Origin of the sequence: Shewanella polaris, assembly GCF_006385555.1 — a bacterium.
Lineage (GTDB): Bacteria > Pseudomonadota > Gammaproteobacteria > Enterobacterales > Shewanellaceae > Shewanella > Shewanella polaris.
Genome location: NZ_CP041036.1, coordinates 3,337,293 through 3,349,581 on the forward strand (window position 1 = coordinate 3,337,293; position 12,289 = coordinate 3,349,581).

Annotated in this window: 11 protein-coding genes; 5 read left to right on the forward strand and 6 right to left on the reverse strand. The window is 39.9% G+C overall.

From position 1 onward, the window contains the following. Nucleotides 1-4 precede the first annotated feature (4 nt). The 3 genes from FH971_RS14465 to rlmN are packed head-to-tail and all read right to left on the reverse strand — an operon-like array spanning nucleotide 5 to nucleotide 2,914. Entirely contained in the window at nucleotides 5-976 is a 972-nt protein-coding gene (locus FH971_RS14465; RefSeq protein ID WP_140234798.1) for a RodZ domain-containing protein, read from the reverse strand. After that, nucleotides 976-1,761, reverse strand: coding sequence for a type IV pilus biogenesis/stability protein PilW (pilW, locus tag FH971_RS14470; RefSeq protein ID WP_140234799.1), 786 nt, complete (start codon nucleotides 1,759-1,761; stop codon nucleotides 976-978). The genes FH971_RS14465 and pilW overlap by 1 nt, the downstream gene beginning before the upstream one ends. A 31-nt stretch (nucleotides 1,762-1,792) precedes the next feature. After that, nucleotides 1,793-2,914, reverse strand: coding sequence for a dual-specificity RNA methyltransferase RlmN (rlmN, locus tag FH971_RS14475; protein ID WP_140234800.1), 1,122 nt, complete (start codon nucleotides 2,912-2,914; stop codon nucleotides 1,793-1,795). 467 nt (nucleotides 2,915-3,381) lie between these two features. On the opposite strand from rlmN, the gene FH971_RS14485 reads away from it, so the two are divergent. The 3 genes from FH971_RS14485 to FH971_RS14495 all read left to right on the forward strand — a co-directional run bounded on the left by FH971_RS14485 (nucleotide 3,382) and on the right by FH971_RS14495 (nucleotide 6,159). After that, nucleotides 3,382-5,118: a bifunctional metallophosphatase/5'-nucleotidase gene (locus FH971_RS14485; RefSeq protein ID WP_140234801.1), complete on the forward strand. Its 1,737-nt coding sequence runs from the start codon at nucleotides 3,382-3,384 to the stop codon at nucleotides 5,116-5,118. Nucleotides 5,119-5,293: 175 nt separating this feature from the next. Beyond that, nucleotides 5,294-5,596, forward strand: a complete 303-nt coding sequence (locus FH971_RS14490) for an NrfJ (RefSeq protein ID WP_137226415.1) — start codon at nucleotides 5,294-5,296, stop codon at nucleotides 5,594-5,596. A gap of 59 nt (nucleotides 5,597-5,655) precedes the next feature. Next, the gene (locus FH971_RS14495) at nucleotides 5,656-6,159 is read left to right on the forward strand and encodes a GNAT family N-acetyltransferase (RefSeq protein WP_140234802.1); all 504 of its coding nucleotides are present in this window, start codon (nucleotides 5,656-5,658) and stop codon (nucleotides 6,157-6,159) included. 179 nt (nucleotides 6,160-6,338) lie between these two features. Here the strand turns inward: FH971_RS14495 and FH971_RS14500 are convergent, their stop codons facing one another. Continuing rightward, nucleotides 6,339-6,551, reverse strand: a complete 213-nt coding sequence (locus tag FH971_RS14500) for a DUF3820 family protein (RefSeq protein ID WP_041413444.1) — start codon at nucleotides 6,549-6,551, stop codon at nucleotides 6,339-6,341. 319 nt (nucleotides 6,552-6,870) lie between these two features. Between FH971_RS14500 and FH971_RS14505 the strand changes: the two genes are divergently transcribed. Together FH971_RS14505 and FH971_RS14510 are read left to right on the forward strand one after the other, a co-directional pair. Beyond that, entirely contained in the window at nucleotides 6,871-7,695 is an 825-nt protein-coding gene (locus FH971_RS14505) for a M90 family metallopeptidase (RefSeq protein WP_140234803.1), read from the forward strand. A gap of 57 nt (nucleotides 7,696-7,752) precedes the next feature. Next, on the forward strand, nucleotides 7,753-8,343 hold the full coding sequence (locus FH971_RS14510) for a nuclear transport factor 2 family protein (protein WP_140234804.1): 591 nt from the start codon (nucleotides 7,753-7,755) through the stop codon (nucleotides 8,341-8,343). A gap of 812 nt (nucleotides 8,344-9,155) precedes the next feature. Here FH971_RS14510 and aceA read toward each other — a convergent pair. Both aceA and aceB read right to left on the reverse strand, forming a co-directional pair. After that, on the reverse strand, nucleotides 9,156-10,472 hold the full coding sequence (aceA, locus tag FH971_RS14515; protein ID WP_140234805.1) for an isocitrate lyase: 1,317 nt from the start codon (nucleotides 10,470-10,472) through the stop codon (nucleotides 9,156-9,158). A 92-nt stretch (nucleotides 10,473-10,564) separates the two neighbouring features. Then, nucleotides 10,565-12,220 (reverse strand): malate synthase A, encoded by a 1,656-nt coding sequence (gene aceB, locus FH971_RS14520; protein WP_140234806.1) that lies wholly within the window; start codon nucleotides 12,218-12,220, stop codon nucleotides 10,565-10,567. Between the last annotated feature and the right edge of the window lie 69 nt (nucleotides 12,221-12,289).

Below are 12,289 nucleotides of genomic sequence, written 5' to 3' on the forward strand. Positions count from 1 at the left end.
AGCATTATGACGCTTTAGGCAGGGTTAATCTTGCGACTCGACCATTGGCAAATTCAGCTAAACTGACCTTTTCGCCATCGAGACTGATACTGGCAACTTGAGGCGCACCAAGAATCACTTTAAAAGGTTTTTTACCACTGACTTCAATACGATATGCGGCACTCTTCACACCGTCAACCATCACTTTGCCGTTGGCATCTGTCACATTAACCCAACAATCACCGGAGAGTTCGATGGTTAATACACTTTCTACACCGTCTACATTGGTATCTGTTGATATTGTAGATGTGGGGTTGGTATTAAGTGTATTATTCGATAATTCTGTAGCGGCACTCGCCGCGTTTTGCGCTGTTTGGATAAGCTTATCTTCTGCCTCTATTGCGGCATTATTAGCGCTATCAGAGACACTATCACTACTATCCTGATTCAACTCATTAGTGTTGGTTGTTACGGCTTCACTACTAATAATCTGATGCGGTTCAAGCTTGTTACTTCCAGCAGCAATTTCTTCAACAGTTGGCTGCGAAAAATCAACATTGGTCAATAACGAGGACTTTTGTACCCACCATAAGACTAACAACGCAATTAATACCGCAACAATCAAGTAAGTCACTAAATTAAGACGACTATTACGCGCTTGATGAGTGGTTTTGCGTGAAAAACTTTGCATTGCTGGTGCTACAATTTCAGGTAATTGATGGCTTAAACATTGCTGAATTTGGCTTATGTCCGCATTAACAATGCGAGCATAATTTTTAATATAACCTCTAACATAAGTCGTGGAGGCAATATTAACGAAAATATCATTTTCAAGATCATTAATGATCTTGGGGCGTAAATGCAATTGGGTTGCTACGGTCTCAATAGAGATACCTTTTGCTTCGCGAGCCGCTTTTAAAATGGCGCCAGCAGTAACAACATCTTTTAACAACGACGCATTTCCAGCGTCTTGTTCTTCTTCGAATTCTTTAGTCATTAATTCAAGTTAGCTCTATAATTTTTGGCTTGTGGAGATGCAGGAAACTTCGCAATTAATAAAATGCCAAATCGTTTTACGGCCTCTACATCATTCGCCGCCCGCTCAATCTTAATCCCTAAGGCTAAACTTTCTGCTGATTCGCTAGCAACTTGATGGTATCTTGCAAGTTGCGCGCGCGCATTGCCGTAGTCAGCATCTTCCATGGCTAACTCGGTTAATTCTAGTAATGTTACTTTCCGTCTTTTATCATACTTTAACGCCATATTAAAATACTGTCGCGCTTTTTCTTTATTACCTGCTTTACGACTGCATACGCCTAAGTTTTCATAACTCGATGCTGTGCGGGTATAATTAGGTGTTTCAATTGCAGCAAGAAACATTTTTTCAGACTCAACAAACTTATTTTGCTGGCATAAAAAAACCCCAAAATTATTTCGCGCATCGCCTGTCACATCATCTAGACTAATGGCTTTTTTGTATGACGCTTCTGTTCGTTCAACATCACCAACAGTTTGATAATAATATGCCATTGCCATATGTACTTCACTGATATTCGGCGCATATTCAACGGCTTTATTTAAATTGTACTTTGCTTGTTCACTATTCCCACGACCTAGGTAAGTGAGTCCAAGTTGCATTCGTTCTCTCGCAGCCCCCTGCCTATCAAACTGACGTTCCGCTACAGGGGTATCTGTACCACTGTAAGTACGTTCAGTCACACAAGCAGTGGTAGACAAGGCGATTAAGGTAAACAGACAAACTTTCTGCATTCCGTGCTTCATTTATAAGCCTATTATCTGTGCAAACAACAAGTTATTCCATTGTGACTGAAATCTGACTCTGTTGCATTTGTTTTTTTGCTAAACGTTTTGTTCTATCACGGATATCACCGGCTAATTGACCACAAGCAGCATCAATATCATCACCACGTGTTTTACGCACGATGACCGTTAGACCATATTCCATCAATACTTTAGAAAAACGATCTATACGTGAATTAGACGAGCGACCGTAAGGAGAACCAGGATACGGGTTAAACGGAATTAAGTTAATCTTACATGGAGTATCTTTCATTAACTTTGCAAGTTCATGCGCTTGATCTGTGCTGTCATTGATATGGTCAAGCATCACATATTCGACAGTCACGCGGCCGCGATTTGCATTCGACTTTTCTAAATAACGACGAATACCCGCTAAAAATTCTTGCAATGGATATTTTTTATTCACTGGAACCAGCACGTCACGCAACTCATCATTAGGCGCATGAATACTTACTGCTAGCGCAACATCAATGGCATCACCTAATTTATCAAGTGCTGGTACCACGCCAGAAGTCGATAACGTCACACGACGTTTAGATAAACTAAAACCAAAGTCATCTAACATAATGTCCATTGCAGGAATAACATTGGCAAGGTTTAGCAAAGGTTCGCCCATGCCCATCATTACTACGTTTGAAATAGGACGATCGCCAGTGTCTTTATGGAAACCTAAAAATTGTGACACTCGCCAAACTTGACCAACGATTTCAGATACCGTTAAGTTACGGTTAAAACCTTGCTGACCCGTTGAGCAGAAGGTACATTCTAAGGCGCAACCAACTTGTGATGATACACACAAGGTCGCACGGTCTTCTTCAGGAATGTAAACTGTTTCAACTTCTTGGCCTTGGCCAACATTGATAGCAAATTTAATGGTGCCATCATTAGATTTTTGAAAACTAGCAATTTCAGGTGCTACTATTTCGCATCGCGCAGCTAATTTCCCACGCAACACTTTGTTTATGTTGTTCATCTCTTCAAAGTCACTGACGCCAAAGTGATAGATCCACTTCATTAACTGATCGGCACGAAATGGTTTTTCGCCCATCTCGCTGAACAACGCTCGCAGTCCTTTACGATCAAGATCTAATAAATTGATTTTCTTTCCACTCATCTGCCTAACCTCAAAACTCAAACACCAAAACCTGTAACAGGGCGGCGAATTATACAGATGCTTGCCAAGATTAGCTAGGGCCAGTTGATCTTTGCTGGTTGAATTTTGTTCGAGTTAAAAACGTTTTAATCGAGGCGAATGGATTGATGCCTAGTCATCTAAGCAACCCTTTATTCGCAAAGATGCATTCAACAAAGAGTAAAACGTTTTTAGCCGAACCCTTCGGGCAGCGTTTGTTGGCCACTTTTACTGCGCTATCGACTTTTTATGTAGAATGACTACACCTCAAAGTATCTGCCTTGTAAAAAATGCCAACAATTTCGCTGCAAAAATAACCTTGAAGGATCAACAGGCCCTATTAATCAAAGTAGCCTTGTTATTACATTAAAATCCAAACTCTAAGGTGATTTGGCACCCCATATTCATAAAACAATGTTAGAATCGTTTTCCAATGAAAGAGGGAATTTATGAAGCAACGCTACACGTTAACCTTGGCCCACATTAATGATACCCATTCCAATTTTGAACCCAGTCCAGTTCAGTTTAGTCTCGAGAATCAACAACAAATCTATACCCTCGAAGCGCATTCTGGTGGTTACGCGCGTTTAGGTTATCAAATTGAACAAGCTAGACAACAAGCAATAGCCAAACAATCACCTTTTCTTTTTTTACATGGCGGTGATAGTTTTCAAGGCACTTTGTACTTTAGAGAATTTAAAGGTGCAGCCAACGCCCATTTACTTAACTTGCTAAAACCTGATGCTATGGTGCTCGGTAATCACGAAGTCGATGCCGGTAACAGCCCTGTTCAAGCCTTTCTAAACCGTATCGATTTTCCGGTATTAGCCGGTAATATGGATTTAAGCCAGGAAGACCGCCATAAAGCAGGCCGACTTTATGGCCATCCAATGCTGTACGATTTTGATGACTCTACTGAAACGGCCAAAGTGTTAATTAAACCATTTCATGACACTAAAATAGCAATAATTGGTATCACATTAGACCAAATGCGCTTAATTGCTAGACCCGATCCCGATACCCACTTTGTTAACGCCATAGAAACGACGCAACGAACAATACAACGTTTGCAACAACAAGGTATTTATCACATTGTTGTACTCAGCCATTTAGGCTTAGATCAAGACCGGGAGCTCGCGTCAAAAGTTGATGGAATAAGCTTAATTGTAGGCGGGCACTCACATACACTTCAAGGTGAACTAAGTGATATAGGTTGGAGTAATATCCCGTATGCCGAAACAATCAATTCAACCCCCATTTTGCATGCAGGGAAATACGCAGAAACCATTGGTTTAGCGGATATATGTTTTGACCAGAACGGTAATGTTATCGAATTGTTAGGCAACAATTATTTTATGATCGATGACCAAATTACAGTAACGACTAAAGAAGGTAACACCACCGACAGCACTACCGCAGCAAAATTAGTAACACAACTTTTTGCTCATCCCTGTATTAAAGATGCACAATATGATGAAGTTATTCACTCTGTCATTCATACTCAATATAGACCATCTTTAGATGCGATAGAAAACCAAATTCTTGCTCATATTCCACGCGACTTTGTCCATACTCGCTTACCGAGTAAGCACTTACCCCATGGTAGTGAAATTGCACCTTGGGTAAGTCGAAGTATGTATAAAGCCGCTAAAAATATTGAACCCGCTATCGATTTTGCATTACATAATGCGGGTGGTGTTAGGCAGTCATTACACAAAGGTCAATTATCATTAGCTGATGTTGTGGGCCGAATTTTGCCATTTGAACTGCCACTGACCTTGTATAAGATTCAGGGTAAATATGTTATCGAAGCATTAGAGTCATCGATAAACTCCGCAACCAATAATGGCATAATGGGCACTGGCGCAGGTAGTTTCCCCTACCCTTATGGTTTGCGTTATTTTTATGATGGCAAGCAAGCTAAAGGTCTGCGGATCACTCAAATTGAAATCTACAAACAAGATCAATGGCAACCACTACAACCGAACCAATTATACCTAGGCGTATCAAGCTCTTATACTGCAGCAGGCAAAGAAGGATATGGAGCATTACTCCATGCCCATTGGCAGCAACCCATTAACAACCAAACATTACCAGAAGCTTTTATCGATTTTGTCAGTCAACATGGGCGTGTTATTGATGGACTACTGTTTGCAAACGTCAATTATATTAGCCATCATGATTAAACGATAAATTCATACCTTTTAACACTTAACAACCAACTGCTAACACCTATCAGCTGAAAGACAACAATAATTCGCGGTAGATCACAGACCACGATAAGCAGAGATGGTTAAATAGTGCAAACGTAAAATTTATTTGTTTGTTAACAACTCTTTTAGGCAAAATAGGAATACATACATGAAAGCTAAATTAATTGCATTTGCTGCCGCTGCCACCTTGGCTTTAGGTGTTTCTTCTGCATGGGCTCAAGGCGCTTTACACCAAGCTGAAGTTCTCGACACCATGAATAGCGGTGGTTATACCTATGTTCAACTTAAAGAAGCTAACGAAACATATTGGGCTGCGGGTCCACAAACTGAAGTAAGCAAAGGCGACAAAGTAGAAGTTTCTGAACAAATGTGGATGAATAACTTTAAAAGCTCTAGCCTAAACAGAACATTTGATAAAATCATGTTTGTAGGCAATATTGATAAAAAATAGTTCGTTTTATTGATAAAACCTTACATAATTGACCAATCTTAGCGATTGGTCTTTTTTTTATGAACAACTCAATCAAACAATCAAAGCACATTGTTGATTTTTCTGCGTCATATGCAATTCAAATCAGTCAGTTATATCACACTGCGGTACAAGGTATTGTTCACCCAAGATATCCAAAACTCAAACTCAACGTATGGTCATCGGCACCACGTTCAGCTAAATTCTGGCAACAACAATACAAGCGAAATAAAGCATGGGTAATGCTAGACAACCAACAGGTGATCGGTTTTATTAGTTTAGAAACCCATTTTAAATACCGAGGCTACATCGACTGCCTATATGTGCATCCCAACTATCAGCACCAAGGCGTAGCCAGCGCACTCTACAAACACTTACAACACTGGGCACTACAACAGCAATATCCGAACCTAACAGTTGATGCATCATATTTATCCAAAGCGTTATTTGAAAAAATGGGTTTTATTGAGCAACATACAAACTATCAACAAAAACGCGGGCAAATGTTCACCAGTTTCTACATGAAAAAAATATTAACAACCTAGATACTAGGGCTGACTTCGTTCTCAAGATCCTATAAAAGCGTCAATAGCCTTGTAAAACGATACCGTTAATTTTAAATGTCTTATTCTACACTCCAGTAAAGACTAGCGACAAAGCCAATCTAGTATATTCACAATCGAAGCCTTCGCTTATTACCAATATTTCCCCTTGCTTACCATTATTACCGTTTCAACAAGGGTTGTAGCATTTCTTCTAATCCATTGAGCTTCACTTCATACATCAATGCCAATTGCTCACCGAGTTTCCCCTCAGGAAAACCTTTTGAATGAAACCAAACTAAGTAAGGTTCAGGTAACTGTAATAATTTACGGCCAGCATATTTACCAAATGGCATGGTTTGATTAATCGCCTCTAACAATTGCTGCTCATTCATTATCTATGGTTCCCAACATTTTATGTTCACTATTGTCATTGTAACTGGCCGTAGAGGCTTCACCAAGAGACAATCATATTTGTAATGAGTCGTTGTTGAACCTATACAAATGTAAATTATGAATACTGCAAAGATTCATTGTTTACATACCGATAATAATTTAGTTATCGCTAAAGCTTGAATTTGTTTAATAACCGCCCCATTAATCATTACATAGCTATAAAATACAAAAGACGGTGATTCAGGCCTGTAGCTTAGACAATGAATAATAATTGATGATCATAATTTTAAGCCCCTCTTCGACTATCAGGAAACTTCTATGATCGCGATTGTAATTTTGCTCGTTCTATCGATAACAGCCGTGGGATGGATTACCAGTAGTCAATGGCGCCTGAACCGTCAACGTAACATTGTCACCAGCCAACCATTCCCCACACTATGGCGCAATATATTAAAAAAACGCTTTCCCTACTTCAAAGCCATGCCGACGGATTTGCAGCTTCAACTGAAAAAGCATATTCAAGTATTTATTAATGAGAAACAATTTGTCGGTTGTGACGGATTCGAAATTAATGACGAAGTCAAAGTCACCATCGCGGCCCAAGCCTGTTTATTATTACTCAACCGTAAAACCGATTATTACCCTAAGTTGAAGCAAGTTTTAGTCTACCCAGCTGCATTTATTGTTAAACAAAACCGAACTGATCTCGCGGGGGTACAGTCATCTCAACGTAATGTCCTATTAGGTGAGTCTTGGGAATACGGTAAAGTGGTATTGTCATGGAACAGCACAGTAGAAGGTGCTGCAGATCCATTTGATGGCAGTAATGTTGTCATACATGAATTCGCTCACCAACTTGATCAAGAAGATGGTACGGCAAATGGTGCTCCACCTTTACGAGACATCACTTCATATCGTTCATGGTCTACCACCTTGGGGCAAGAATTTAAGCAATTACAGTATTGCGCTCAGCAGCATATCCCGTCATTATTCAACTATTATGGTGCGACCAATCCTGCTGAGTTTTTTGCTGTGATCAGTGAAACATTTTTTGAACGCCCAGTGGACTTTTACCAACAGCACCAACAATTATATAAAGAATTGAGCCAATTTTATCAGCTAGACCCCATAAATTGGCATTAAAATACTAAGTAAAATAATCAAATTAAAACAATCGAACATTATGTTAAAAAGGATATTATGCAATCAATTATTCACCGACTCGGGTTTATTGCCGTGTTAATGACGACTGTGGCAGCCTTTGACTTGCACGCAATCGAAGCTGAAGAATCAACAACTGAGCAAAATAACAAACAAGTGAGTCAACAAGTCAGCTCCGAAAGTGAAGCGGTGATTAAAGACATCAGTCAGAAAAGTGAGTTAATTGACAACCAAGGCTTATCTGAAGCTGACAGCCAAGCCGTCAATGCATTATTAAACCAATTACACGAAAGCGCTGCCGCCGCTGACTGGACCACTTATTTTAGCCTTTACCACCCTCAAGCGGTATTTATTGGCACAGATCAATCAGAACGTTGGAACATGGTTGAGTTTGAGGGCTACGCTAAACCCACCAAGGGCTGGCATTACGATGTGAAATCACGTCACTTGTTACAAATTGACGATACTATCGTGTTTGACGAACAACTTTATAGCCCTTCTTATGGTGTTAGCCGAGGAACGGGCGCTTTAGTGCATACAGTTGATGGCTGGAAAATTGCTCAGTATCATTTAAGCTTCCCAATTCCTAACGATAAAGCGAAGCGAATTACCAGTTTAATTATGCAATAGTGGTTAACGGATATAAGGTAGCCATTGCCGATATATAATGGCTGCCCTTTTTTGAAGATCGAACCACTAACCATTTTTGCTAAGATTAACCATCATTACATCTTGTTCAGTAGCATCCCTACTTTATCCATCTAACACACACATTGGTGAGCTCATTTAAGTGAGTGAAACGATATCAATTATCCTATTTAAATAAAACCAAAACCTTGTCTACCTGACATAGAACAACCCCAATAATTTATAGTTTACTGAGTGTGGGAATAATAAAATTTCATTTGTAAAAAGAGTCTAAAACAGGAGTTTTGCATAAATTAGCGGTGTATTGTTGCAAAAACTCTTTTTGTCCAATAAGTAAATCAATAGAGAACTATCAAGTTAAATCAACAAAGTTTGGTTTGATAGCCAAACTCCATTGACCATCAAAAATACTTAGCTGTAATCATTTATGGATCGATGTTGTAACCATCGCCATAAAGTTCCGATTTAATATCGTTAATCTTCCTTTTAAATGAACATTCACCGCAATGCCAGAACTCATAATATAAAATAAATTTATTATGAATAATAGTTGCTGTGTTAAGCATATTTCGCTCAAATTTAAACGAAAAAAAACGGCTCACAAGAGCCGCAATCACAAATTTGTGGTTGTAAAAGCTTACGGGCAGGAAGTACCCAAATAATCAAGATCAACTACTAAGCATTACTTATAATCAATTATATTTGGATAAAAAACCCGCACGACCTGTAGGTGAGCCGTACGGGTGACAACAGTCACAAAGTGACCGAACTTTTTAAAACGGTTGAGCTAACGACTAAAACTGTTCTTCTTCAGTAGAACCCGTTAGTGCTGTTACTGACGATTTACCACCTTGAATACACGTTGTTACTTGATCGAAGTAACCAGTACCCACTTCTTGCTGATGCGACACGAAAGTATAACCTTTCTTAGCTGCAGCAAATTCAAGTTCCTGTACTTTCTCAACATAGTGCTTCATACCTTCACCACGAGCATAGTCATAGGCTAAATCAAACATGTTGTACCACATGTTATGAATGCCCGCTAACGTGATGAACTGGTACTTATAGCCCATGTTAGATAGCTCTTGTTGGAACTTAGCAATCGTAGCGTCATCCAAATTCTTCTTCCAGTTAAACGAAGGAGAACAGTTGTACGCTAACAGTTGGTCTGGGTACTGTGCATGAATTGCATCTGCAAATTTCTTCGCTTCTTCGAGACAAGGCTTAGCTGTTTCACACCAAATCAAGTCTGCATAAGGGGCATAAGCAAGGCCACGTGAAATAGCTTGGTCAATACCTGCGTTAACACGATAGAAACCTTCGTTAGTACGTTCACCAGTAACAAACTCACGGTCATATTCATCACAATCTGAAGTCATCAAATCTGCAGCATTAGCATCGGTACGTGCAATAACCAAGGTATCAACACCGCTTACATCTGCCGCTAAACGTGCAGCGACTAACTTTTGTACTGCTTCTTGAGTTGGTACTAGAACTTTACCGCCCATGTGACCACACTTTTTAACAGACGCTAATTGATCTTCAAAGTGAACACCAGCAGCACCAGCATCAATCATCGACTTCATCAGTTCAAAGGCATTCAATACACCACCAAAACCAGCTTCAGCATCTGCAACGATTGGTAGGAAATAGTCAGTATAATTGTCATCACCAGGATTAACTTCTTTACCCCATTGGATCTGGTCAGCACGGCGGAAAGAGTTATTAATACGGCTCACGACGGCTGGTACTGAGTTAGCAGGATAAAGAGATTGGTCTGGATACATAGTGCCCGCTAGGTTAGCGTCTGCAGCAACCTGCCAGCCTGATAAGTAAATAGCTTCAATACCCGCTTTTGCTTGCTGTACAGCTTGACCACCAGTCAATGCGCCAAGTGAGTTAACGTAGCCTTTTTTAGCTCCGCCATTAACCAATTTCCACAATCTTGCAGCCCCAAGCTTCGCAATTGTGTTTTCAGGTACAACAGAACCACGTAATGCCACAACTTCTTCAGCAGTAAATGGACGTTTAACACCTTTCCAACGTGGATTTTCAGCCCAATCTTTCTTAATTGCATCAACCTGTTGCTGACGAGTTAGTTGTGTAGTCATAGTATTACTCCTTCCAGATTAATAAGTTGGCAAAGTAAAAGTGATTAACCTTACCAAATATATTTTTCTATAATAAATATATAGTTAACTTGCTATTTAGCGGTCAACAATTCATAACCTGGTAATGTTAAGAAATCGACTAACTCATCTGAGGTAGTAATTTGTTCAAATAACGCTGCCGCTTTAGTGAATTGGCCAGCTTCAAAACGCTCAGTACCGAGCTCTTTTTTTACGTTGGCCGTTTCTTCTTTTAACATCTGTTTAAATAATTCTTTAGTGACAAGTTTGCCATTTGATAAGTTCTTGCCATGTTTGATCCACTGCCAAATAGAAGTGCGAGATATTTCTGCCGTAGCAGCATCTTCCATCAATCCGTAAATCGGTACGCAACCATTACCTTGGATCCACGCTTCGATGTATTGCAAAGCAATACGGATATTCAAACGCATGCCTTCTTCAGTTCGCTCACCCTCACAAGGCTCAAGTAACTCACTGGCTAAAATAGGTGCATCAACATCACGAGTAATATGCAATTGATTTGTTCTGCCGCCGCCAATGTAATCATTAAAGATTTTCATTGCAGTATCAGCTAAACCAGGATGAGCAACCCAAGTACCATCGTGGCCATTGCGAGCTTCCAACTCTTTATCGCCACGCACCTTTTGCAATACTAGCTCGTTAGTGGCTTCATCTTTAGCAGGAATAAATGCCGCCATGCCACCCATAGCTAATGCACCACGTTTATGACAAGTCTTAATCAGTAAGCGAGAATAGGCGCTTAAAAACTTGGTATCCATGGTCACTGCCTGACGATCAGGTAACACACGATCTGGATAGTTTTTTAAGGTTTTGATGTAGCTGAAAATATAATCCCAACGGCCACAGTTCAATGCGACAATATTTGAACGAAGCTCATATAAGATTTCTTCCATTTCAAATACTGCAGGCAAGGTTTCAATTAAACAGGTACATTTAATTGTGCCGGGCTCCAAACAAAAACGCTCTTCAGCAAAAGCAAACACTTTTGCCCACCAACGCGCTTCAAGATGGCTTTCTAACTTAGGAATATAAAAATAAGGTCCTGAATTCTTAGCTAACAATTGGCGATAGTTATGATAAAAATACATTGCGAAATCAACTAAACCCCCAGGGATCGGTTGACCTTTGTATTCGATGTGCTTTTCAATGAGATGCAAACCACGAACACGAGCAATTAATACTGCAGGATCAGGGTTAAGTGAATAATGCTTACCTGTTTCTGGCGCTGTAAAATCAATATCACCGCGCACTGCATCACGAAGGTTAATTTGTCCTTCGACAATTTTCTGCCAACTCGGTGCCAAAGAATCTTCAAAATCAGCCATAAAGACTTTTACGTTGGCATTTAACGCATTGATAATCATTTTGCGATCAACTGGACCGGTAATTTCAACACGTCTGTCAGTTAAATCCGCAGGTATACCGCGAATGGTCCAATTACCATCTCGTATAGCGCGGGTTTCTGGTAAAAAATCAGGTAATTCGCCATTATCAATACGAGCTTGTTTTTGCTTACGCTGCTTTAACAGCTTAGGCACTTCATCTGCAAACTTGGCACATAAAGAATCAAGGAAAGCCACTGCGCCATCATTAAACACTTCATCTTGCCCATTAATAGCGGGGCCGATAAAGGTAAGATCGGTTTTAACCGAATCATCAGCATTTGCTGTGGACTTACTGTATTGAGCTACCAATTGTTCTGCCGTCATAATAATGGCTCCCTTAATGCTGTCTGTTTTGATGCTAATTGTCTTGCTTCATTAATGAATTTTGTTATC